Source organism: Mesorhizobium sp. M1217, assembly GCF_040318275.1.
GTDB lineage: Bacteria > Pseudomonadota > Alphaproteobacteria > Rhizobiales > Rhizobiaceae > Mesorhizobium.
Genome location: NZ_JAMYMA010000015.1, coordinates 24,098 through 46,921 on the forward strand (window position 1 = coordinate 24,098; position 22,824 = coordinate 46,921).

The window sequence follows — 22,824 nt, forward strand, 5'->3', positions numbered from 1 at the left end:
CTACAGCCCAAACAGACGAAAGGTGGTGCGGCCGGAAAGCTCGCGCACGGCATCGAGTTGTTGCAGCCGGTCGAACAGGCGCCGCGCCGCAAACCGCGACAGGCTTTTGGTCGTCAGCGATCCGGAGAGGGCGTCGTCGTCGAGCAGTCTTTGGATCACATCGCCCGCCCCCTTTGCCCTGAGCTTCGGTGCGACGGCGATGAGCCGCTCCGCGCGCCGCGACAGCTCGGCGGCCAACCGGCAGGCGTCCGCCGCGGCTTGCGCCAGCGCCAGGCACACTGCCCGCTCAAACCCTTTTTTGCCTGGCCGGATCCGCTTGCCGCCGCCAGACTTGGACCGAAACGCCGGGCCAAAAGCGTGTGCCATCAGCAGCGGCAGCGGGCGCGGCCAGCGCAGGTTTTGCGCCAGCACCAGGTCGGCGAGCCACCAGGCAAAAAGCTCGGAGTCGGACTGCATGGCGACGACGTGGGCGGCGATTGCCGCCGCGGCGAACGGCGCCGGCCGCCCCGAGCGCGCCAGGTCGTCGATGTGTTCACAAACCGTGGTCAGCGCCTCAACGTCCCAATGGAGACCCATCTGGTCGACGATCTTTTCGAGCTGATCGGCGCTGGCAGCGGGCGGCTGCCCGGCCAACTGCCGCCAGGCGCCAAAGGTGGCGCCGGCGGGGCCCGGATCGGCTCCGGCCTCGCGCAGATGCCATGCGTCGCGCAAGGCGGCCTCGTCCTCCGAGCGCCCGGCCAGCCGCATGCTGGCGGCAGCGCATTTCAGCGCCAGCCGCTGGCGCCAGGCGCCGGCCCAGCCGGCTTGCGTGCGCGCGAGCGTCTCGAGCGCGCTCAAGGCGGCGCCGGCACAGAAGGCGGCGCCGGCGTCGGTGACGACAGCGCCGTTGGCCAGCGCCCAGGCCGGGACGACCGGCTCGAGAACGGGAATGGCGGCGGCGGGGTCGAGGCGAATCATGATTGTGGAGGGTAAAGCAGCCGTGCGCTTTTTGCGACAAACTTTGCACCAAAACGCACAGGCTGTCGTGCGCACATAACGAACGATAATATTGCATTATCATTCGTTGTTTACGAGGGCTGGGGGACCATGGTAGAAGACGCCTGAAAGGTAGACTTTTGGAGTCTTTCGTGTCCCTGAACATCAAAAATCCAGCCACCGTTGCTCTCGCCGATGAACTCGCACGCCGCCAGGGTATCAGTAAGACAGCAGCCATTCATCAGGCCCTGAGCGAGCGCTTGCATCGCTTGGGCTTTGGAGAGACCGCTCAGGAGCGTCTGCTGGCAGAATTGCGCGCCATCCGAGAAAGAGTGGCACGATTGCCTGAACTGGATAGTCGCAGCGACGAGGAGATCATCGGGTATGACGAGCATGGAATCCCTAACTGATGGTGATCGATACCTCAGCCGTTGTAGCGATCCTTCGGAGCGAGCCTGAGGCAGCACGGCTGGAACGAGCGCTGGTCTCCGACCCAATCCGTCTGGTCCCGGCAACCTGCGTGCTCGAGGCACGCATGGTGCTGGTCAGCAGGCGCGGCGAACACGTGTTGGCCGAGATCGATCTTTGGCTGCGCAAAATTGAGGCCGACATCATTCCTGTCGACTCCGAATTGGTTGATCTTGCGACCCAGGGTTGGCTGACCTACGGCAAGGGCCACCACCCGGCGGCGCTGAATTTTGCCGATTGCCTCTCCTATGCTTTGGCAAAGCGTGCAGACGAACCGCTGCTTTTCATCGGCAACGACTTCTCTCAAACGGATATCGAAGCGGCATGAGCATGACTGACGACGCTCCAAGATCATCGGCTGCTTCCGGCGATGACGACATGCCCGACATCATCGACGTCGTCATGGAGATGGACGATGCCGACCACGGCTCGCCCCCTCCCCTTCCAGCCATCGCCAATCCCAGCCTGCCTGCGCATCTTGAGGCGCTCGCCGGCCGCGCGCGCGACTATATCGAGGCGGCGAGTTCGGCCAACACGCGCCGCGCCTACGCAGCCGACTGGAAGCATTTTTCGAGCTGGTGCCGGCGCCAAGGCATCGAGATGTTCCCGCCCGATCCTCAGGTCGCCGGGCTCTATATCGCCGCCTGCGCGTCAGGTACAGCCACTGGCGACAAAAAGCCCAACACCGTTTCAACCATCGAGCGCCGGCTTTCGTCGCTCTCCTGGAATTTTGCCCAGCGCGGCCAGCCGCTGGACCGCAAGGACCGGCATATCGTCACGGTGATGGCTGGCGTTCGCAACACCCACGCCTCCCCTCCCCGGCAGAAGGAAGCGATCCTGCCCGAGGATCTGATCGCCATGCTCGAGACGCTCGACCGCGGCACGCTGCGTGGTCTGCGCGACCGCGCCATGCTGCTTTTGGGTTTCGCCGGCGGCCTTCGCCGATCCGAAATCGTCGGCCTCGACGTCGGCAGGGATCAGACCGAGGACGGACGCGGCTGGGTCGAGATTTTTACCGATAAGGGTCTGCTTGTCACATTGCGCGGCAAAACCGGCTGGCGCGAGGTCGAAATCGGCCGCGGCTCCTCCGACGCCACCTGCCCTGTGGTCGCTCTGCAGACCTGGCTAAGACTGGCGCGCATTGCGCACGGACCTCTGTTCCGGCGCGTTGCTGGTCAAGGCAGAGCGGTCGGTGTCGATCGCTTGAACGACCAGGAGGTCGCACGCCTGGTCAAGCGCGCGGCCCTGGCCGCCGGCGTGCGCGGCGATCTGTCGGAGGGCGAACGGGCCAAGAAATTCGCCGGCCACTCACTGCGCGCCGGCCTCGCCTCGTCGGCCGAGGTCGACGAACGCTATGTGCAAAAACAGCTCGGCCATGCCTCCGCGGAGATGACCCGCCGCTACCAGCGTCGCAGAGATCGCTTCCGCATCAACTTGACCAAGGCTTCCGGCCTCTAAGGAGGCAAAAGCCCCTCCCCTGCCGTTCTTGCCTCTCGGGATCCGCGCACGCCTTCCACCCTGACCAGGCATTTTCGCTAAACGAATTGGTCACTTCTGTCGTTCGGGACCGCCCCTGCCCATCCGGCCTGTTTCATCGCCAGGACAGCTGGTCTTTCGGCAGCCGACCGCTCGGATCGAACACGTTCACCTTGTGCGGAAGATCCGGGCCCCAGTCCCATAGCACCAGATTGCGGTCCTCCGTCTCCGCGCCCGGAGCAAAACTCGGCACCAGAATTCCAGCGATGCCTTCAGGCCGCAGCCGGTCGTAGATGGACCAGGATGCAGGTCGCTCGCCGTTACCGAGAGCCGTGGCCCAGGCGCTCCCCATGTCCGTAAGCGTGACAGAAGATTCTCCCCTCCCCTGCTCGGTCGTCAGATCAGTGATGTCCTCGCAGTCCACCTCATAAGAGCAGAGCACGCAGGGGTCGATGCGATGCGCGAAGCCCTGGTTGGCTTCCTTGACAGTCGTCATGACCGTCAGCGCCAAACATAGCGCGGGCACACCTTTGGGATTGAATCGAGCGCCCCTGATCGCCGCTCCATCACCGGAACTCGGCTTGAATGCCCAACGTGGATCATGCGCCCTGTAGCAGGTTCCGACAAGCCTCAAGCAAAGCCACCCAGGGCCATGTGATCGAGGTAGTCGCGAATAGCAGCTGCCTTGCCGTCCTTCACGAGGGCTTCGGCGGTGCGTTCACCGAATGCCGGCAGCGGCTGGGCTCGGTACCAGGCCATGGCCTGTTCCTTGCCTCCCGCCCAATCCGTCACGCGGCTGATGATTTCGAGCATCTCGCGCAGACGCCCCTGCGTCTTGGCCGTGCGGCTGCGCTCCGGCCGATAGAGGGTTTCGCGGGCAAGCCCGGCCGTCTGAGCCAACTGACCCTTGGACATTCCAAAGCTGTCGGCCACCTGGTCAACGGCAATTTTCCCGGCCCGGTCCATATAGGACAAAACCAGGGGTCCATTCTGCACGGATATTTTGAGGGCCTGCCCCATATAGTTTCCTTGTCATATTAGTAGCCGCGTTTACTGTGCAAAACATATGGCGCCTTGTCGACTGGTTTCAAGCCCGCAGGCGCATGACGTTGCTTGGTGGCTCTGATTGCGTAGACCAGCTTGCGAGCTGCTTGGCACGTGGATCTCAGAACACCACCTTGCCATTCGTCTCCTCGACCGCGCCCGGACCACCAGCAACGGCAGCATTACGCACAAGAATTTCCAGCCCCTAGCCGGTCATTCTTGCCGTCGTGCCATTGGCCTTAAGCGCTGCCATCAGCATGGGTCCGACCGAGAACTGTCCTGCCCTCGCCTTTTCGGTCAGCACGCGCAGATAGCCCCCGGCCGAGTTGATATGCTGCGCCCTTTGCAGGATACAGCCAATCACGATCGCGGCGACCTCCTGGCCCATCACATGGCAAGCCTCCTCATACGCCGAGGGCGACACGCCAAGGTAGCCACGCACCTGGGCGGCGGTGATCATCAAATCGCGCCAGCTTGCGATTCCGTGGGCGGCATAGTCGGCAAGTTCGGGGCAGGCCTTCAGCACAAGTCCTATCGGAAAGCCTTTCGGCTTCTCGGCGTAGGCCGTTCTTGGTTCGACCGTCGCCCTGCTTTGTTCTAAAGCTGGTTCAAATACAAATGTGGAGTCTGTGTTTGAATCAGATTGCTGCCGCTCATTTTGGGACTCATTGCCGCTAGGATTCGTGGAATTCATGAAGCTTTCCAGCATCATATCCACTTCGTCGTGAAGCAAGGAGAGCTCCGCAACAATCGCTTCCATCTCCGACAGCCCTGCCCGCCGAGGAATAGCCTCCACGATTGCTCTGAACCGCCTCCAAATGGTTCCCCAGTCGCCAGGAGCGCCCTCGTCGATCGCGGCTTCGACCAGCTTGTGAATGTCGCGCCGATGGAGGGTGATCCGCTCCCGCGTTAATTTGAGCGCCCGGCTGTCGGCGCGGACCTGCTCGGCAGCCTCCTGAAACTCCGCGGCCCGTGCAAGCAGTGGCGCCAGCGAGAACCCGAACGCCTCCTCGACTGCGCCGCCCTTTGCCTTGCGAGCGAACCGTTTGCCGTTTGAACTGTCTCGGCGGATGATCAGTCCGCTATTCACCAGTTCGGCCAGGTTCCTGCGCAGCGTGGAATCGGCCATGCCGTGCGCCCGCAGTGACAACTGCGCGTTCGAAGGATAGACCATCAGCCCGTTCTCTTCGCTGATCTGATCGTCCGGATAGAACGATAGCAGTCCGCTCAGGACGGCCAGGGCGCGATCTCCCACGCCTATGATCGTCTTGCCCTCGCACAGCCAGCGATACACCTGCCATTTCTCGACGGCGGCCCCTTCAGGAATCTTTCGTGATGCCGTGTTCGCTTGCACCAAGGCAAGCGTCATCGGCCGCCGCCCAAAGGGCGTCGTCGCATAACCACTCTCCATTTCCCTCGCCTTTCAATCAGGCAAAAGAAAACTGCTCGTCGAAACGACGCCAACGACTCTTGACAGTGATTCGGGGAAATGCGATTCTCAGCTTGCTACAGACCTGAGAAGGGCTTCCGCGACGGTGACGTTCGGGGGCCTTTTTCTTTTGCGGTTTCAGTCTCCTGTTTTCTTTGCCGTTTCCGATGCCCTGAAAGCCTCGAAAAGCTCGTCGAGCTTGTCGGCGATGAATGCGCCGAAGGGCGATGCATCCTTTGACTTCAAGGCAAGCGTAAACACCTTTCCCGTGTCGGTGATCTTGGCTCGGACCGACTTGTCCTGGGGCACCCAGGCCTTTTCCTGAGGCTTCGATGCGGCTCGCGGCTGCTTCACCGGCGCATTCAAAAAGTCGAACAGACGACCAAAACGAGCGTCACTGCCCGGTTCGGCGAAATCGGCACTTGTCACGTACTCTGCCGCCCGTGCGGCGGTCCGGGGATGCTCCATGAGCTTGGCAAGCTGCCACCAGCGGTCCCGGCCTATGCTCTTGGCGGCGCCGACGGCCACAATGACCTGCTCGGGAATGTTGTTGGTCACGGAGCGCATTTTCGAGAAGGTCGTATCGTCGAGCGCAAGGGCCGACTTCACCGTCTCCGGCGAATGGCCCCGCTTGAGAATGCGATCGGCAAAAAGCGTCCTTTCGATGAAGGACAGGTTGGCCCTGGCAGCATTCTCCTGGCCCTGCGCGATGACATGGTCCTCATCGCCGATCTTCTTGACGACTGCACGAACGGGCCTGCCCAGCTGGCGTGCGACCTTGACGCGCCTGTGGCCGAAGACGGTCTGAAACCGGCCGGAACTATTCGGGTGGGGCCTGACCAGAATCGGAGAATCCTGCCCTCGCTCGCGAATCGCCGCCAGCAGCTCATGAAATGCTTCATCGTCATCGTCCATGCGATCCGAGACGAATGAGGTGTCGACCAACCCCGGATCGAGATCGACGACCGAACTCTTAGAGAGCTCCTCGAATGACTGCATGATCGACCGGGATGCCCCGCGAACCGCATAGCCCGAGACATCCCCGCTGTCGGCGACCGACGTCGCGGGGCCCATCACACTGCCGAATACATCCTTGCGCGCCATTCAATCACTCCGATTCGCAGCTAGTCGGCTGATTTCACGAGCAAAATTTCCACTTTTTACTGCCGTAAAATGCGCCGTCATGACCGCCCCCATGCGCGATGGATGAGCGCAACAATCTCGGAGTTCACCGCATCCAGCGATTCGAGCGCCCGTTCGTAGGTCGAACGGGTAAAAGACGACTTTTCCACCTCGTAGAGCGTCTGTTTCGTCAGTCCTGCATCCGAGATTGCCGTCGACTTGAGCATGGGATTCTCAAGGATCTGGCCGGCAAGCATCGATTGCATGAACCCGACCATCTGTGCCTGGGGAATGTCGGTGGGTTCGTAGCGCGTGATCAGATAGCGGAACCAATCCAGCTCGATCGCAGCACCGGCGGCCTTGATGGTCTTCAATATGCCGCCGAGCATCAGCAGGAACTGGCTCATCGACATCAGGTCGAGCATCTGGGGGTGGACGGTGATGAGAACCGACGTCGCCGCCGACATGGCGGTCAAGGTGAGGTAGCCAAGTTGCGGCGGGCAATCGACCACGACCACATCATAGCGCTCGTCGACCTCGGCCAAGGCCTTTGCAATCCTGGTGAAGAACTGGCGGCCAACGCTGGACGATTTGTCCTGCATGGCAAGCGGCGTGTCGTACTCATACTCCTGAAGCTCGAGGTTGGCCGGGATGATATCCAGGCCCGGAAAATTGGTAGGCACGATGACGTCGGATATCGGCTTGCGCTCGTCGTCGTACCGGATCGCCTCATACAAAGAGAGATTGCGATCGAGTTCCGGCTGGAAGCCATGAAGAGCCGAAAGTGACGCCTGCGGGTCGAGATCGATGGCAAGCACGCGGTGCCCGGTCAGCGCAAGGTGCTGGGCGAGGTGGGCCGCAGTCGTCGTCTTGCCGCTGCCGCCCTTGAAATTGACGACAGCAACCACCTGGAGCTTGTCTCCAGGCTTGCGGTGCGGGACGTATTTTTTTACCTCGGTCCTGCCATGCCGATCCAGAAAATGACGCAGTTCAAGCATCTGTTCGGCGGTATAGGAACGGCGTCCGGATGGTATCTGCTCGGGCAGGGGGCCCTTGCCCTCCAGATGGAGGCGCTTGAGATTGTTCTGCGAGACCCCGAGGTAGTGGGCCACTTCCGCCAGCGAAAAAGGACGAAGCGTCTTTGTTGCGTTTGGCGGAAACTTCTCCATGCGGAGCTGGTTAAGCCGCCGCGATATCTCTGCGCCCTGCTCGAGGATCTTGTCATCGAACTCGAAGCGTGGCAGCCGCATGGAGATATTCATTTCTGTCGAAACCTGAATTGGCGCTTTTTGTGAGCAATTCACTCAACAAGCGCCATTAAGCTCCGATTCGGGCGGCTCCGGCAAGAAGTTTTGGGTTAACAAAAGGTTAACGGCACTGACCGGATTTTCTTGCTGCCAGCTGCTCTTGCCATCACGAAGGCAGCTGCTCGGTTTTTTGAGTACGGTATTGCCTTGCTATCCAAGCTAACGGCATGTTTTCTCTGTCATAAGGATCATATTTTACGGCAGTAAATCAGGCACGCTCAGAGGCGGGATGCAAGTGCGGCGGGCAGGGCAGGGCAGGGCATCGGATCCGATGGCACGTGGCCGGTTGGGTTCGTTGCCGGTTAGGGTAAGCCGCTCAACGCCAGACTGACTCTTTCAGCTCGAGGAGCGGACCGGCTGGGGGCGAGGCCGATATCGGAATAGCCGACTACAATGAAGACCGTGAAGGGAGACCGTTGAAGGAGTGGGTGAAGCCCTCCTCAAGGCCGAGGTTAAGCCTGATCAACACCGGGAAGCATACTTTCCGGAACGAGACAGCCTCGAGTTCATGGGAGAACGCTCCCCGGTCCATAATGGCGAAGCTCGCTCTCAACACCGTGGCGCACTAGACTTCGAGCACCTGCGTCAGCATGGCGGCAGCGGCGTCGGATCATGGTCGCGGTTGTCCGGAGTTCTTGTGTCCTGCCTGGTGTCCGACTTTGAAAGACCAGGTCAGCCACCGCTGGCATATTGGCTTATCGCAATGAATCGCTGGCGCACAATCTCGACCCGGCCTTGGGGCCCTCTGATATTGCCTTCCAGAAAGTCGTCGAAATCTGGGGCTGCAAGCATGTCTTTGAACTGGTCGCCGATATAGGTACGGACCTCCTGTTCGGCGCCTCCCAGCTCAGCGACCAACTCTTCTCGGCCATCGACGATCAAAAGTATGTCCTCGGCATCTCGGCTAAAAAGCCGATCGTTCCCACCTCTGCCGAGATATGCCTCCAGCTTCGTCGCGACGAAGAGTGCCGGTGTTAAGAGGCGGATGATGAGCTTATCGTCCAACGGACAATCGACCGCCGTCTCAATACCCGCTTCATACCAACGATTGCTGAATCCGAGGATTTTGGGATCGTCCGGCATGAAGTCGACTTTGATCTGGCCAAGATGCATTCGGCAATGACACGGTCGTTAGGTGACTCCGAGAAACCCCGCTCTCGAAGCCGTTCCAGGAGCTGCCCCCATTCCGAAAAGCCGGCCAGATCGACAATTAGGTCGACGTCGTCAGTTGCCCTGACATCCTCGAGCGTGATGGCATCGGTGATGAAAAGAGCGGTCGTACATCCGCCGACGAACACAAGACGTTTGCGCAGGTCATCGCCTAGAGCTTCCGCGACAGCCCTTAGCATTGCTAGTAGCTGGCCTTGGATGCTGGTCATTTCTGCCCGAGCCTTTCCGCAAGACGCTCCGCCGCGAGGCCAGCCTCGCGCTGGTTTCCGAGTCTTACTGCGTCCGCAAGGGCAAGATACTCGTACAGCCGATCATCCTTTTGAACGGCTTCAGGTACGCTTTTGAACAACGGCGTCACCGATTGTCCCATGTCGCGGCCGCTGGCATAGGGCCACACATGGATGTAGCTGCCAGCGCTTATTAGCGCGTTCTTTAGGATGGGCGCCGCAAAAGCGGTCGGGATTCCGCGCTGCATTGCTCCGGGCTTCGCTGGAAAAACGAACTTCAACCCGTGCACGATGAAATTCTGCAGGCTCCTGCGGCTCGGCTTCGCTCGGCCCGTGTCTCTGTCCCTGGCCGCGATACCGGATGCAAGACTTCGATTGATGGATGCATTGACCTCCGTCTTGCTTATGCCAAGAGAAGACTCCAGATTGCGCACCGAGTATGGATCCTCGCCCTGCGCTTCTCGGCGCAGAGTTTCGACACCTTTTTCTTTCTCCTGCTCCTGAAGGCTGACGAGCTTGAGCAGGACGACGATGTCCTGGCTTTTCATTTGATTCCGATCCGCTGTCCGCTGTCCGAGGACCACGGACACCTACACGGGCAGTGCGGTTCTGTCAAAGAGTATCAAGAATGCCAGGAGCTCACGTGGGCCAATAAGAATTCGGCCGCATTCAGAATAAAAGCCCTGCGCGTTTCAATTTAAGGCGATTCCGCTGCGCTGATCCGTCTTGAATTTCGTTGAGCCTTTCGGGCTTTGTATAGGTGTACCCGCGCTTTCCCCTTGCGAGTTGTGCCCTCTCGAATATTTGAACCGTCACAATCGGCTCCATGACCCGGATACGGACCCATTTATCGGGAATGTTTGGCTTGGATCGGCTACTCATACTGTGCGACGTTCGGTTGTAGACATAGTAGCTATCATCAACTCGCTTTTGAGGAGGGATGCGACGCGCCCGGTCGTCCACACATAGCCATATGTGGAGGGCACTCCTTCCTTGTTCAGACGAACCGATATGCCGGCCATGCTCTGCCCTTCAGCAACAAACATGTTGAAGATGCGCCTGACAAGCTCGATTTCGTTCGGCGGGTCGGCACAAGGAGAACGCGGTCGCCAGCGAGCCCTTTCTGTTCTCCAGAGCCGAGAAGGTATCGGGGCTCCCCATCTTTATCCAGCAACAGTCGCCTGACGCCGTAGGGCACAGGTCCGCCCTGTCTGAATCCGAGACGAGCCTGCTGCAGGTGCGCTCTGGAGACCTTTGCGGATAGCTCGCGGCTGTACTCGCTTGCCATCACCCCTTTCATGGTCTTGAGGATTGCAGAGACCATGCTGCCGTCGTTCTCGAATTCTTCGCCGCAATATTCCACCGCGACGCCTGCATCACGACAGATAAACTCGTAATGAGCGGACTGGTCCGTATCCGGAAAGCGCCCCAGCGGCTGACGTCAAGAACGAGGATTGCCGAGAAAGTCTTTTGGCCAGTCATGACATCGGCCAGTAACTGCTTCAGTCCGTCGCGACCTCTTATGCTCAGGCCGCTTTTCCCAGCGTCTTCGTAGGTTTGGACGATAGTGTATCCGCGCCGCTCCGCGTACTCTCTAATGGCCATCGCCTGGTTCTCCAGGGAATAGAGTTGATGTTCAGTGGACATGCGAATGTACTGCGCCGCACGGATAGGGGGCGCTGTCTGCAACTCGAAAGCCATGGGGTCTCCTTGGGCTTGAACAACCCCAGAGACACGAAATGTCTTTCAGAACTCTGTCGCATTCGGTGAATTCCCCACTCGGCGGCCCGCAGATCTCAGTGTCTTTGAACATTGGCGACGCATCTTGTCTGGCAATGCACGAGTTTGTTGCCTGCTCGCACAAAGTGCTCGAAACCGGTAAGGTCCTGGGTTAGAAGAACTGGCAGGATGCCCCTTATGAAAAACCCGACGATGGACGATACCGACGATGGGCGCCCGAATGGCGGATGCAGCGCTCTGTTCACGCCGCCCGGCGATGCGTCCGGCGCGGAGCGGGTTTCGCGCCGGCGCAAGGCGCTGCTGTCGTCCTCGATGGTCGGCTCGACCAATCGCGGCCGTGTGCTGCAGGCCCTGTTCGATCTTGGGCCGACGAGCAGGGCTGAACTGGCCCGCCTGGCCGGGGTCAACCGCACCACCATTTCCGGAATCGTGCAGCCGCTGATCGACGATCAGGTGCTGGTCGAGAGCGAGCCGGTTCCTCCCAGTCCGGGGGGCGGCAAGCCGGCCCGGCCGCTGTGGTTTTCGCCCAATGCCCGTCCGATCTGCGGTGTGCTGCTCATGCCGGATTCCGTGCATGCCTGCGTGGCGACGCTCGACGGCAAGATCGAATCGGAACGCAAGATGGCCCTGCCGGACGGCAGGGGTCCGGTCCGGCCAATCATCGAGACCATCGCCGAATGCGTCGGCGACACTCTCTCAAGGGCGCGGCGCACGCCTCTCGGGATCGGTGTTGGCGTCGGCGGCATGGTTGACACCGATCGCGGGTCGATCGTCGCTGTCAATCTCGCGCCGGCGCTCGACCGCTACCCGCTTGCCGACGAGCTCGGGCGACGCTTCGGCCTGCCGGTCAAGCTCGACCATCATCCGCGCGCCTTGCTGGTCGGTGACCGCTGGTTCGGCGCCGGGCGCGGCGTGAGGCAATTCGCGGTTGTCTACACGGGCGAGGTTCTGGGCGGCGCACTCTATTTCGACGGGCACCTCTATCGTGGCACGGCAGGCGCAGGCGGCGAACTGGGACACACTTTCGTGCAGCTCGACGGCGAGCCCTGCCGCTGTGGCAGGCGCGGCTGCTGGGACACCATCGCCACCTTGAGCTGGCTCCGGCGCGAGGCCGCCCGCGCGGCTCTGCCCGAACCCGACCTGATCGACTCGGCCCGCCTCGTCGACATGGCGGCGCGGCGGCTGCCGGGGGCGGCTGAACTGCTCGACCGCTATGCCCGCAACGTCGCCGTCGGCATCGCCAATCTCCAGCAGACGGTGGCGCCCAACATTTTCATCATGCATGGCGATGTCGTGCTGGGCGGCGATCGCCTGCTGGGCGCAATCGCGGAGCATGTGCGCAGCATGGTTCCGACACGACCGGGCGGCGCCATCGAATTCATTGCCGGCGATGCAGGCGACCGGGCCGCCCTCGTTGGCGCAGCCGGTCTGGTGATTTCCGAGCTGCTGCAGCTTCCGATCTAGTACCGCCGTTTCCACGGCCCGCGTTGGAGCTTTCCACGCTGACGCACACGCCTGCTTCCATACCGCTGGCCGATGACAGCCTCGAAGAGGTCGTTCGAGGGCAGGAACATGTCGAATCGTCAATCATTACCAACTGGAGGCAGGGAGGTTCCCGACAGCGCAAGACGGCTACGCGGCCTGTTGGCTGCGGCCGGCGCCACGACCGCCATGGCTTTCGGATTTGGCAGCCTGGCGCTCACATCCGTCTTCATCAGACCGCTTGAGGCGGAGTTTGGCTGGTCGCGAGCCGATATAAGCCTTGCCTACACGCTATCGAGCGTCGGCATGGCCCTGGGCGGGCTGTTCTGGGGCCGGCTTGCGGACCGTTTGAATATCAGAACACTGCTATTCATCGGCTCGGCCGGCATGGTGATCGCGCTCGCCGCGCTTTCCTTCGCCACTTCGCTCTGGCAGATCTATGCGGCCAACTTCGCTTTGGGCGGGCTAGGTTTTGCCTGTCTGTACGCGCCGGTACTTGGCGTAACCGGACTCTGGTTCGACCGCCGGCGCGGCCTGGCGATAGGGATCGTCACAGCAGGCGGAGCCCTTGGTCAGGGCATACTGCCCTACGCCGCAAATGCATTGATCGACGGTGTCGGCTGGCGCCTCGCATACGCGATCATAGCTGTGGCGACGACGGCTGCGCTGGCGATCTTCATGCCGGCGGTTCAGGCGCCGCCCGTAGATCGGATCCTTGCCGCACCGGTGCGTTTTTCAGCGACGCCAGGCTTCCAAGGTGGCCATCTTTCCCCGGTGACGCTGCTATCTGCCGCAGCCTTCCTTTGCTGCGCCTGCATGGGCGTCCCGCTGACGCACCTCACGAGTTTCGTCACGGCCGTGTGCGGGTCTTCGGATGTCGGATCGCTTAGCGTGTTGATCGCCATGCTGTTCGGCGCCATCGGGCGGATCGCATTCGGGCTCCTCGCCGACCGGGCAGGCAACCTTTCTGCCTACGCCCTGGCGTCGTTTATTCAGACTGCATGCGTTGCGATTTTTCCCGCGCTGGGCCAGCAAGTGAGCCTGCTGGTGCTGTCGGCGGTTTTCGGCTTCGGCTTTGCCGGGAACATGACATGCCTGATCCTCTGCGTGCACCAGTTTGCGCCAGCCGAACGCTTTGGTCAGTCACTCGGCATCGTCATGCTGATCGCCTGGGTGGGCATGGGCGTGGCCGGCTATTTCGGCGGGTTCGTCTATGACAGCTTCGGCAGCTATGGGCCCGCTTTCCTGGTGGCATCTGTCGCAGGCGCGGCCAATCTCGTGGTTCTGGGCGTATTGGCGGCATCATCCGGCGCGAGAGCGCAGTTCCCATGCGGCCGCCTTGCGGATCCTGCGATAAGCCGCTGATTCAAACGTCGAAACTCCGCTTAATTCCACGTTGGTTCGAACGCTGCAAACCACGGCCTTCCTGCCAACCTCAGAGATCGAAGAGGGCGGAGCACCGTCATCACCAGGCAAGGACAGCTGAGATGAGCAGTATCTACGACAGCATTCTCGACACGATCGGCGACACGCCGGTCGTCCGCCTTTCCCGCATCAACAATGGTGCCGCTTCGCTCTATGCCAAGATCGAGGCGTTCAATCCTGGCGGCTCGGTCAAGGATCGTCTTGCCGCCGCGATCATCGAAGAAGCGGAGAGTTCCGGTACACTTCGGCCTGGCCAGACGGTGATCGAGGCGACGAGCGGCAACACGGGCATCGGACTTGCCATGGTTTGCGCGCGGAAAGGCTATCCTCTCGTCATCGTCATGCCGGAGAACGCCAGCCTCGAACGCCGCAAGCTGATACGTTTCTTCGGTGCCAAGGTCGTGTTGACCCCTGCCGTCGAGCGCGGCAGCGGCATGCTCGCCAAGGCGGTCGAGCTGGCCGGAGCGCACGGCTGGTTCCTCTGCCGGCAATTCGAGACGCCCGTCAACGTCGATGTCCATGCCCGCACGACAGCGCTCGAAATCATCGCGGCATTCCAGGACCGTCCACTCGACTACTGGGTCACCGGCACCGGGACCGGCGGAACACTTGCCGGTGTGGCGCGAGTGCTCAAGCGCGAGCGGCCGGAAACGCGGATCATAGTCTGCGAGCCCGACAATTCGGCGCTGCTGTCGAGTGGCATTCCTCAAACTTTCGACGAACAGGGGCTGCCGACTCGGGCGCATACTCGGTTCCGGCCACACCCGATGCAGGGGTGGAGCCCTGATTTCATTCCGCAGATCGTCGGCAAGGCGATGGCTGACGATCTTGTGGACGAGATCATACCCGTTTCAGGCGCCAGCGCTCTGGAAACCGCGCGCCGGCTTGCGACGGAAGAAGGAATACTGGCGGGCATCTCCGGCGGAGCAACTTTGAGCGGGGCACTGGAAATTGCTCGACGCGTCGGCCCGGACCGGAACGTGCTCTGTATGTTGCCTGATACGGGTGAGCGGTATCTCAGCACGATCCTGTTCGATCACATCAGCGAGGACATGTCGCCCGCCGAAGAGGCGATCTCTCGCTCCACACCCGGCTACCGCTTCGACCGGCCGCCGTCCTTCGCCCTTTCATCGGCACCCGTAAACGAAATCCAAATCGATCAGTCGGCGCATGCGATGGTCGACAAGGCGATCCATGATCCGGAGCGTCCGGTGGTCATGTTCGCGCTGACATGGTGCGAATTCTGCTGGACGGTAAGAAAGCTCTTCGACCGTGCCGGAATCGCCTACAGGTCCATCGAAATCGATACTCCGGAATTCCAGAAGAACGGCCTGGACGGAGAAATCCGCAAGGCCCTGAGGGCCCGGATCGGTTCGCCTACAATTCCGCAGGTCTTTGTCGGCGGCGAGCATATCGGTGGCTGCATGGATACGCTTGCGGCCTGGCGGGACGGCACGCTCGCCGCCCGGCTGGAGTTTGTCGGCGCAAACTACACGCCCGGCGCATGCGCAAATCCCGAGAACCTGCTGCCTCGATGGGTGCGCGCGGCAGCGTGAGATCCCGCCTCCGGGTCTTTTCAGAGTGCCGTCGCCACCATCAAGCGAGCGGAACGGGCGTGATCCCGTTCCGGCTCGGCTTTCATCTGTACTTGTCCGTGTCGGCCTTGTCGGCCTTCCCACCAAGAGAAGAGCAATCAGCGCAGGCGGAAACCTCGCGCTCCGGAAACGAACGCTTTCGGCAGCGGCACGGACTTGATACAATCCATCGCTAATTTAGCAGGCGCACTAGGATCAACAAAGTGTCGCTCGAAATTCGCGTTCTCGGAGATCTGACCGTCCTTCGCCTTGGCGAGGTCGTTTCCTTGCCGCCTTCGAAAAAGACGCGGGCGCTGCTGGCCTATCTTGCGCTCGTAGAGCGCCCGCAGCGGCGCGAGCGCCTTTGCGAAATGTTCTGGGAGGTACCTGACGATCCTCGCGGCGCCCTGCGCTGGAGTCTCTCGAAGATCCGACAGGTCGTCGACCTCGGGGACGGCGAGATCCTGCAAGCCGACCGCAACGCAGTTCGCCTGAACACCAGCGAAATCGTGCTGGACATCGCGCCGCTCCGCGGCGTTGGCACTCGCGACATAGAGGCTCTCGATCGGGAAAAGCTGGAAGCCCTCGCCGGAGCGTTTCGCGGACGTTTCCTGGATGACCTCTCACTGCCGCGCTGTCCGGAATTCGAAGCCTGGCGCATTGCGACCGCCGACGAACTGCACGTGACGCATCTGCGCATCCTTCGGGTGCTAGTCGACCGGCTGGCGGATGAGCCGGCGCGGGCGCTTCCGTACGCCCATGTCCTGCACGGGCTGGAGCCCGGAGACGAGGCTCTTCGAGCAGACATCCGTCGGCTGAGCGAGGCAGCACGGCAATCCGCCATGGTCCAGAGCCGCGCCTCGAGAACGGACACGGAGGTCGCTCCCGCCGGTGAGAGCGTCACTCCGACCCAGGTTTGGCCGGGGGCGGAGATACAGCTCCCCCCTGCGCCGGAGCGGGTCCTTGCGCAGGAGATCCGGCGGTGCACAACGCCCGACGGCGCGCGCCTCGCCTATTCCTTGAGTGGTCAAGGCCCCCCTTTGGTAAGGGCCGCCCACTGGATGTCCCATCTCGAGCTCGAATGGGACAGTCCGGTATGGAAGCATTGGATCGAGGGCCTGTCCGCGCACTACCAGCTGATACGCTACGACCAGCGCGGGAACGGCCTATCGGATCGGTATCCCGCCGACCTATCCTTCGAGGCCATGGTCGCCGACCTGGAGAGCATCATCGATGCGGCCGGTCTGCGCCGCGTTTCCCTGCTTGGCATTTCCCAGGGATGCGCCGTTTCGATAGCCTATGCCGTCCGGCATCCTGAGCGCGTGGCCGGGATGGTGCTGTATGGCGGATTTACCAAAGGCTGGCGCAAACGGGGCAATCAGCGCGAAATAGCCCGCCGCGAAGCGATGGGAGCGCTGATACAGGAAGGCTGGGGCCAAGACGACCCGGTGTTCCGGCAGATGTTCACCTCTCTCTTCATTCCGCAAGCAACGCCGGAACAGAGGAATTGGTACAACGAGCTGCAACGCAATACCGTCTCGCCCGAGATTGCCCATCGCATCTTCGAGGAAGGCGCCGTCATCGACGTGGACGAGCTGTTACCGCGGGTCCGCGTTCCGACCCTGGTGATGCATGCCACGAGGGACGCAGTCATTCCGTTCGATCATGGCCAGGCGATGGCTGGGAAAATCCCCGGCGCGCGTTTCGTCGCGCTCGACAGCGTCAACCACGTGCTGCTTGGCCATGAACCGGCATTCGCGACCTTCGTGGAAGAGACGCGTCGTTTCCTCGCCGACCCCGAACAGACGCAGCAACTGGCAGGCCCTCCGGCGTCCTTGGGAATCAACCGCTCTCGGCAGTACATAACAGTGCTGGCCGCGGAAGTGATCAGTCCCGTGCATCTCCTCGAAACGGCGGATCCGGAAGTAGCAATTCGCGAATTCCAGCCCGTCGAGGATCGGGTGATAGAAGTCGTGGAAAGCCACGGCGGCGTCGTCACGTCGGCTGCTGACGGGACAATCACCGCAGCATTCGGCCTCGCTCGCGCCACCGAGGATCACGCTTATCTTGCGTGCCGCGCCGCGCTTGCGGCCAAGCTGGCTGTGGAGGAGCTTTCCCAGGGCGGGATCCAGTTGAGGGCCGCAATAGACACCGGCGAGGTGATCGTACGGCAGCAATGGACGACCGAAGCCAGTAAGGTTGAACTGGCCGGAGCCGCGCCGCGTGCAGCCAACCGGCTGATGCGTGCCTTGCACCGTGCGACGATCGCCGCGACAGGCCGAGCGCGCGCAGCCGCGGGGGGCTATGTGCAGATGCACCGCTTGGCGCATTCGGAGCATCCGCACCTTGGCCGCGACGAACGCATTTACGAGCTGTTGGGCGAAAATTACGCGCTGTCGCGCTGGCACCTGAGGGCCAACCGTGGCCTCACCGGACTGGTGGCGCGCGAGCTCGAGCTCAAAATCCTTCTTTCAACCTGGCGCAGGGTCAGGGAGGGCCACGGCCAGGTCGTCGGGATCGTCGCCGACCCCGGCATGGGCAAGTCGAGGCTTGCCCATGAATTTCTTTCCCTCGACGAGGTGGCTGGTTTTACTGTGCTTGAATGCGGCGGTCTGGAGTTTGATTCGTCAGTTACTCTGGGCGCTGTAAAGAAACTGCTGCTCTCGGCTTGTGGCATTCGCGGCGAAGACGGCCTGGCGGAGGCCCAGCGCCTGTTTGCCTTCAAACAGGCGGAGCTGAACCTGGATCCACGTCACACGGCGCCGCTCTCCTTCCTGGCGGACCTGCCGATCAACGATTCTTCCTGGCAGCATCTCGATGCGCGAGAGCGGACCTCACGGGTATCCGAGGCGATGAGCGCCTTTCTCGTTGCCTTGAGCCGGGCCGCGCCCGTAGCCGTGCTTATCGAGGATCTGCACTGGATGGATGCCGAGAGCGAGGCCGTAATGAACAGGCTGGTCGAAGTCATGGGCGCCAACCGTATCATGCTGCTCGCCACCTACAGGCCGCAGTACCGGCACGAATGGAACCGCCGCGGCTATTTCCAGCAGATAAGGCTCGAGCGGTTCGCGCGGGACGAAATGGAGCAGTTCCTCACCGAATTGCTGGGACTCGATCCCAATTTGGGGGAACTGCGGAAATCACTTGCCGAGCGGGCCGAGGGCACGCCGCTATTCCTGGAAGAAATGGTGCGCGGACTGGTGGCGGACGGCGTCCTTGCCGGCCAGTCGGGCCGCTACGAGCTCACGAGACCGGTGGAATCCATCACCATCCCGTCGACGGTTCAATCGCTCATCGCCGCACGCATCCAGCAGCTGGGTGACTCGGAAAGGCAGGCACTCCAACTCGCTTCGGTTATCGGCAAGAATGTTCCGTATCCGCTGCTGCGGGCGCTCTCGTCGCTCTCGGAGGCGGAGCTGGAGGTATGCCTGGCCAAACTGCAGACTTTGGAATTCCTGTTCGAGGTCCAGAGCTATCCTCACGTGGAATATACGTTCAAGCACGCGCTGACGCTGAAGGTGACCTACGAATCCCTCCTGGCAGAGGACCGAAAAAGGCTGCATCGGGCTGCATTGGTTGCGATGGAAAGACTCTATGCCGGATCGCTGAACCACCACATCGAGCAACTGGCCGAACACGCGCTTCGTGCCGAGGCATGGGAACCTGCCGCGGATTATCTGCTGCAAGCGGCGGGTCGGGCCGAGGAACGCTCGGCCTATTCCGCCGCGGTCCAGTTCCTCGAAAGCGCCCGCAAAGCGGTCGCCGCGTTGCCCCGAAATCCGAAAACCCTCGCCCAGGCGATCAACCTGCGGGTGCGGATGCGGCCCGCCTACGGCGCCCTCGGTGCCTATCGGAAGGTGCTGCCGCAGCTGTTGGAAGCGCGCGAACTGGCCATGGAACTGGGCGATCCGCAACTCATTTCCGACGTGTTGCTCCACTTGAGCTATCTCAACAGCTCCCACGGCCGCTACGAGGAGGCGCTGGAACCGGCCGATACACTCAAGCGCGGCGCGACGGCAAACGGCGTGCAGCGCTGCATAAGCGAGTCGGATCTGGCCGCCTCACAGGCGCTTCTGATCCGCAGCGAGGCGCGGCAGGTGCTGGAGCGGCTTGTTCCGCATGAGGAGAGATTCACCAAAGCTTGGCGTCTTGAGCGTTTCGGACAGCTCGGTGCTCGTGCGGTTTGGTACCTGGGGCACCGCGCGCAGGCGGAAGCGCGCCTTGGCCGGTTCGACGATGCGGAGCGCTCGCTTGGCGAGTTGCAGAAGGTCGCCGCCGAAGTGGCGCGCCCGATCGACAGCTGCGCGGCCGCCTATTTCACCGGTGTGGTGGGCGTCCTGCGCGGGCCCGAGCCGACGCTTGTCGAGGCGCTGCAATTGTGGTCCTCCGAAGCCGCGACCAGCGGATCTATCCTACTCCGGCCATGGCTGTTGACGGTGCTCGGGCATGCGGAATTCCTGCTAGGCCGCAACCACGACGCGGGCGCCACCTTGGAGATGGCGGTGACCGAGTCTGAGCGGCTCGATCTTGCCCAGTTCGAATGTCACGCGCGCGCTGTACTCGCATGCGTGCGTGCGCGCCTCTGTGAGCCGGAAGCCGCGGCCAATCTCGGCCATGCGCTCGAGCTTGCACGGGGACGCCGCGATCCGTGGAGCGAGATCGTCGCACTGCGCGGCCTTGCCGAGCTGAAAACTTCCAGATCGGCCATTAGTTGGCTCGAACAGGCCTGCAGCCTTGCCAGGCGGGTTGAACTACGGCCGGAGCTTGCCCGCTCCTTGCTAGCTCTCGGGCTTGCGAAGCGGCGCGGCAAGATCGCTGGCGCGGATGCCACTCTCGCGGAAGCGGCCAAGCTCTACACAGAAATGCAGATGCGGGAGGATTTCTTCGAAACGGAGGATCCGGCCGGAAATATCGTGCGCGATCGCATAGCCGCCACGGTGTGACTCCTCCGCATCCACGCAGTTGCCTCGAAGGTTTACGCTGCCTGTAGGGCAGGCAAGTTGCGGTCACGCAGCTCGCGCATGGGTCAGCAGCGCCGGGAACAATCGCCCAATCGCGGCCGGAATACGGAAACCAGCTCACGGATGATGAGCCGAGTCGGAGCCGGTGCAACTTCGCCGCACAACACCAAGACCCGAAAGCCAAATCGGGCATATTCCCGAGCCGGCATGGACGTGTGGAAGTCGAGCCTGCTCCGCAGAAACTGTACGAGTGCAGTCTGAAGTTTGGCTCATCGCGTCGAAGGTGCCGGCTCCGCTCCAGTGGTCGATGAAACGAGCTGTCCGGAGAGATGGCTACCGCCGATCAAGCCGTCGTGTATCGCGCTGCGACCGCCGGCATTCGCCGAGCACCTCGTGGCCCTCAGAGTCCAGCTTACGCTGCCGGCGAAAGGCAACGGTTCATAAAGGGAGAGGCCGGCCAGCCGGTCTTGACGCATCGACGCTGTATGCAGGGCCAATCCACCGCCATAGGAATGGCCAACAAGATGCACTCCGTCATGGTGGTCGATCATCTCCAGGACCCCGGCGGCTTCGTCGGCCAGATGGAAAGCGCCGGCGATAGTCCAGGTGCCGCCGCCCGGCGCCCCGATCAGATCGGGTGGGATGAACCGGTATCCGTCATCGAGCCGCTCCGCCAGGTTGCGCCATTGCCGTCCGCTGCCGCCGGGAGCAGTACAGGACGATGACAAGCGCGTGGCACACCTTAGCGAGACGCAGAACGTCGATACGTCATCGGATGACCTCCCCCTTCGCGCTCAAAAACGCCTGAACGCGTGCTGGTATCACGCCCAGCAAACCAAGTGATCGAGTTGATTTCGAAGCGGGTGATGCCGACGTCGCGCAGGAGGTAGTCCGGCAGCTCATGGAGCTGTCGACGGTCCCGCTGGATGCGAATGAAACGCCAGACTGCGGCCAGCATTGTTCCGCCGGCCCAGCGCAAACCTCGCGTTGTGGTGAGCGAGAGGGATGGGTTCACCATTGCACTCATTTTGATTTTCTCCATGGTTGCGGGCGCTGACTACGGCGCCAGTGGAGCCCTTGTCGTGGTCGGGCGTGAGCGTCAGCGTTGAAGTCAACGTCGATCTTTGCCGCGCCAACGTTGTATTCGACGGTCAGGCCGCGGCTCGGCGGGAGGCGTCGAGAAACATTGCCATGTGAGCCGCCAAAGCCTCGGCATCGCGGCCGACGCCATCGAGGAAGCTGGAGCTTCGATGGCGCATGAAATTGAGGCCGAGCACGTAAAGTCCCGGATACGAGCAGATGCCGCCATCGTTCAGGATTTCGCCCCGGGTGTCGAACACATCCAACTTCAGCCATGGGTATTCGCGGCGATAGCCGGTGGCCCATATGATGGTCTCGATACCCTCGTCGATGAGGTCGATTTCGGTCGGTTCGGCGCTCAGGATCAGGCTCGGAATGGAACCGGGATCGATCGAGTCACGACCCTCGGCGACGGCCGCGCGGTCTATGTTGGCCAGTACGCGCCTCAGTGTGCGTTCCGCCGCCGCGGTCGTGTCGGCGAGATCGCCATTGAACCGAATGCGTGTATCGCAGGCGGCAATGGCTCGACCGACAAGACGAACGCCTTGCTCCTGAAGGCCGGCGAGATCGAGCGACCTGCGCTCGGGTGTCCCTATGAGCTGCAGCGAGGGCTGCCGCCGTGCCGCGGCGAGATCCGGAACTTCAGCGACAGGCTTGACAAGCGCTCCCAGCCGGTCGAGCCACCACAGGATGTCATGCCCGCGATATAGCCTAGGCAGGCGTGTATGGCTGCCGACCGACAGGGTCACCGGGCGCCCGGAGCGATGGATCTCCTCCGCAAGTTGTATTCCCGTCGCCGAGGCTCCGGCCACGAGAACGCCGCCCTGAACCAGCTGCCGAGGATTGCGATAGTCTCGCGGCACGATCTGCCTGATACGGGAGGAGATGTGCTTTGCGATTGATGGAATTCGGGGCCGGTCGCTGTTTCCGGTCGCGACCACGACCGCACGCACGCTCCATTGGCCACGATCGGTCAGCAGCCGGAAGCCTCCCTCGATCTTTTCGACCGAAAGCACCTCCACACCGTCCTCTACCGGCGCGGTGATCGAGCACGCGTAATCCTTCAGGAACCCGACGGTCTCGGCCATTGTCATGAAGCCATCGGGATCGGCCCCGCGATAGCCGCCGCCGGGCAGGCGCGTCATCCAGTTGGGCGTCAGCAGGCGCAGCGAATCCCACCGTTCGCTGCGCCAGCGCTCCGCGATCCGGCCGCGCTCCAGAATGACGTGGTAGATTCCGCGCTCGGACAGGCACCGGCTCATGGCGAGACCCGCCTGTCCGGCGCCGATAATGGCTACGTCTGTACGCTGCATGGATTCGCGCCTCGTAAGCAGGGGCAACAGA

Annotated in this window: 20 protein-coding genes; 7 read left to right on the forward strand and 13 right to left on the reverse strand. The window is 62.0% G+C overall.

Annotated features, from left to right (window positions below):
• Positions 1–957 carry a DUF1403 family protein gene (locus tag NKH37_RS23490; RefSeq protein ID WP_353041531.1) on the reverse strand — a complete coding sequence of 319 codons (957 nt, stop codon included), beginning with the start codon at positions 955–957 and terminating at the stop codon, positions 1–3.
• 170 nt (positions 958–1,127) lie between these two features.
• On the opposite strand from NKH37_RS23490, the gene NKH37_RS23495 reads away from it, so the two are divergent.
• Genes NKH37_RS23495 through NKH37_RS23505 form a run of 3 tightly spaced genes read left to right on the forward strand, consistent with a single transcriptional unit; the run spans position 1,128 to position 2,901 of the window.
• Positions 1,128–1,385, forward strand: a complete 258-nt coding sequence (locus NKH37_RS23495) for a type II toxin-antitoxin system VapB family antitoxin (protein ID WP_031195575.1) — start codon at positions 1,128–1,130, stop codon at positions 1,383–1,385.
• The gene (locus tag NKH37_RS23500; RefSeq protein WP_353041533.1) at positions 1,385–1,771 is read left to right on the forward strand and encodes a type II toxin-antitoxin system VapC family toxin; all 387 of its coding nucleotides are present in this window, start codon (positions 1,385–1,387) and stop codon (positions 1,769–1,771) included. The genes NKH37_RS23495 and NKH37_RS23500 overlap by 1 nt, the downstream gene beginning before the upstream one ends.
• Positions 1,768–2,901 carry a site-specific integrase gene (locus NKH37_RS23505; RefSeq protein WP_353041535.1) on the forward strand — a complete coding sequence of 378 codons (1,134 nt, stop codon included), beginning with the start codon at positions 1,768–1,770 and terminating at the stop codon, positions 2,899–2,901. The genes NKH37_RS23500 and NKH37_RS23505 overlap by 4 nt, the downstream gene beginning before the upstream one ends.
• 133 nt (positions 2,902–3,034) lie before the next feature.
• Here NKH37_RS23505 and NKH37_RS23510 read toward each other — a convergent pair whose 3' ends face one another.
• From NKH37_RS23510 to NKH37_RS23550, 9 genes are all read right to left on the reverse strand, one after another.
• On the reverse strand, positions 3,035–3,553 hold the full coding sequence (locus NKH37_RS23510; RefSeq protein WP_352642169.1) for an RES family NAD+ phosphorylase: 519 nt from the start codon (positions 3,551–3,553) through the stop codon (positions 3,035–3,037).
• On the reverse strand, positions 3,550–3,939 hold the full coding sequence (locus NKH37_RS23515) for an antitoxin Xre/MbcA/ParS toxin-binding domain-containing protein (RefSeq protein ID WP_353041537.1): 390 nt from the start codon (positions 3,937–3,939) through the stop codon (positions 3,550–3,552). Before NKH37_RS23515 ends, NKH37_RS23510 begins: the two co-directional genes overlap by 4 nt.
• 229 nt (positions 3,940–4,168) lie before the next feature.
• On the reverse strand, positions 4,169–5,374 hold the full coding sequence (gene repC, locus NKH37_RS23520) for a plasmid replication protein RepC (protein WP_353041539.1): 1,206 nt from the start codon (positions 5,372–5,374) through the stop codon (positions 4,169–4,171).
• Between the two features lie 156 nt (positions 5,375–5,530).
• Entirely contained in the window at positions 5,531–6,496 is a 966-nt protein-coding gene (gene repB / locus NKH37_RS23525; protein ID WP_352642163.1) for a plasmid partitioning protein RepB, read from the reverse strand.
• A gap of 77 nt (positions 6,497–6,573) precedes the next feature.
• Positions 6,574–7,776, reverse strand: a complete 1,203-nt coding sequence (gene repA / locus NKH37_RS23530) for a plasmid partitioning protein RepA (protein WP_023723090.1) — start codon at positions 7,774–7,776, stop codon at positions 6,574–6,576.
• A gap of 717 nt (positions 7,777–8,493) precedes the next feature.
• Positions 8,494–8,934: a hypothetical protein gene (locus NKH37_RS23535; RefSeq protein WP_353041541.1), complete on the reverse strand. Its 441-nt coding sequence runs from the start codon at positions 8,932–8,934 to the stop codon at positions 8,494–8,496.
• A gap of 262 nt (positions 8,935–9,196) precedes the next feature.
• Positions 9,197–9,766: a hypothetical protein gene (locus NKH37_RS23540; RefSeq protein ID WP_352642159.1), complete on the reverse strand. Its 570-nt coding sequence runs from the start codon at positions 9,764–9,766 to the stop codon at positions 9,197–9,199.
• 330 nt (positions 9,767–10,096) lie between these two features.
• On the reverse strand, positions 10,097–10,366 hold the full coding sequence (locus NKH37_RS23545; RefSeq protein WP_353041649.1) for a recombinase family protein: 270 nt from the start codon (positions 10,364–10,366) through the stop codon (positions 10,097–10,099).
• A 148-nt stretch (positions 10,367–10,514) separates the two neighbouring features.
• Positions 10,515–10,919 (reverse strand): recombinase family protein, encoded by a 405-nt coding sequence (locus NKH37_RS23550; RefSeq protein ID WP_353041542.1) that lies wholly within the window; start codon positions 10,917–10,919, stop codon positions 10,515–10,517.
• 216 nt (positions 10,920–11,135) lie between these two features.
• Here NKH37_RS23550 and NKH37_RS23555 point away from each other — a divergent pair, with 216 nt between their 5' ends.
• The 4 genes from NKH37_RS23555 to NKH37_RS23570 all read left to right on the forward strand — a co-directional run bounded on the left by NKH37_RS23555 (position 11,136) and on the right by NKH37_RS23570 (position 20,382).
• Positions 11,136–12,422, forward strand: coding sequence for an ROK family transcriptional regulator (locus NKH37_RS23555; RefSeq protein ID WP_353041544.1), 1,287 nt, complete (start codon positions 11,136–11,138; stop codon positions 12,420–12,422).
• A 108-nt stretch (positions 12,423–12,530) separates the two neighbouring features.
• A complete protein-coding gene (locus tag NKH37_RS23560) occupies positions 12,531–13,805 on the forward strand; it encodes an MFS transporter (RefSeq protein ID WP_353041546.1) in 1,275 nt (424 codons plus the stop codon).
• A gap of 122 nt (positions 13,806–13,927) precedes the next feature.
• Positions 13,928–15,421 carry a cysteine synthase A gene (gene cysK / locus NKH37_RS23565; RefSeq protein ID WP_353041548.1) on the forward strand — a complete coding sequence of 498 codons (1,494 nt, stop codon included), beginning with the start codon at positions 13,928–13,930 and terminating at the stop codon, positions 15,419–15,421.
• A gap of 242 nt (positions 15,422–15,663) precedes the next feature.
• Positions 15,664–20,382 (forward strand): alpha/beta fold hydrolase, encoded by a 4,719-nt coding sequence (locus NKH37_RS23570; protein ID WP_353041550.1) that lies wholly within the window; start codon positions 15,664–15,666, stop codon positions 20,380–20,382.
• Between the two features lie 287 nt (positions 20,383–20,669).
• Here NKH37_RS23570 and NKH37_RS23575 read toward each other — a convergent pair whose 3' ends face one another.
• From NKH37_RS23575 to NKH37_RS23585, 3 genes are all read right to left on the reverse strand, one after another.
• Positions 20,670–21,128, reverse strand: a complete 459-nt coding sequence (locus tag NKH37_RS23575) for an alpha/beta fold hydrolase (protein WP_353041551.1) — start codon at positions 21,126–21,128, stop codon at positions 20,670–20,672.
• 14 nt (positions 21,129–21,142) lie between these two features.
• On the reverse strand, positions 21,143–21,442 hold the full coding sequence (locus NKH37_RS23580) for a YjiS-like domain-containing protein (RefSeq protein WP_084643204.1): 300 nt from the start codon (positions 21,440–21,442) through the stop codon (positions 21,143–21,145).
• Between the two features lie 109 nt (positions 21,443–21,551).
• Entirely contained in the window at positions 21,552–22,793 is a 1,242-nt protein-coding gene (locus NKH37_RS23585; RefSeq protein WP_353041553.1) for an NAD(P)-binding domain-containing protein, read from the reverse strand.
• Positions 22,794–22,824 lie beyond the last annotated feature (31 nt).

Bases quoted from the DNA above. Each gene is read 5' to 3' on its own strand.
- NKH37_RS23490 (WP_353041531.1), bottom strand. From the start codon at position 957: ATGATTCGCCTCGACCCCGCCGCCGCCATTCCCGTTCTCGAGCCGGTC.
- NKH37_RS23500 (WP_353041533.1), top strand. From the start codon at position 1,385: ATGGTGATCGATACCTCAGCCGTTGTAGCGATCCTTCGGAGCGAGCCT.
- NKH37_RS23505 (WP_353041535.1), top strand. From the start codon at position 1,768: ATGAGCATGACTGACGACGCTCCAAGATCATCGGCTGCTTCCGGCGAT.
- NKH37_RS23515 (WP_353041537.1), bottom strand. From the start codon at position 3,939: ATGGGGCAGGCCCTCAAAATATCCGTGCAGAATGGACCCCTGGTTTTG.
- repC (WP_353041539.1), bottom strand. From the start codon at position 5,374: ATGGAGAGTGGTTATGCGACGACGCCCTTTGGGCGGCGGCCGATGACG.
- repB (WP_352642163.1), bottom strand. From the start codon at position 6,496: ATGGCGCGCAAGGATGTATTCGGCAGTGTGATGGGCCCCGCGACGTCG.
- repA (WP_023723090.1), bottom strand. From the start codon at position 7,776: ATGAATATCTCCATGCGGCTGCCACGCTTCGAGTTCGATGACAAGATC.
- NKH37_RS23535 (WP_353041541.1), bottom strand. From the start codon at position 8,934: ATGCATCTTGGCCAGATCAAAGTCGACTTCATGCCGGACGATCCCAAA.
- NKH37_RS23540 (WP_352642159.1), bottom strand. From the start codon at position 9,766: ATGAAAAGCCAGGACATCGTCGTCCTGCTCAAGCTCGTCAGCCTTCAG.
- NKH37_RS23550 (WP_353041542.1), bottom strand. From the start codon at position 10,919: ATGGCTTTCGAGTTGCAGACAGCGCCCCCTATCCGTGCGGCGCAGTAC.
- NKH37_RS23555 (WP_353041544.1), top strand. From the start codon at position 11,136: ATGAAAAACCCGACGATGGACGATACCGACGATGGGCGCCCGAATGGC.
- NKH37_RS23560 (WP_353041546.1), top strand. From the start codon at position 12,531: ATGTCGAATCGTCAATCATTACCAACTGGAGGCAGGGAGGTTCCCGAC.
- cysK (WP_353041548.1), top strand. From the start codon at position 13,928: ATGAGCAGTATCTACGACAGCATTCTCGACACGATCGGCGACACGCCG.
- NKH37_RS23580 (WP_084643204.1), bottom strand. From the start codon at position 21,442: ATGGAGAAAATCAAAATGAGTGCAATGGTGAACCCATCCCTCTCGCTC.
- NKH37_RS23585 (WP_353041553.1), bottom strand. From the start codon at position 22,793: ATGCAGCGTACAGACGTAGCCATTATCGGCGCCGGACAGGCGGGTCTC.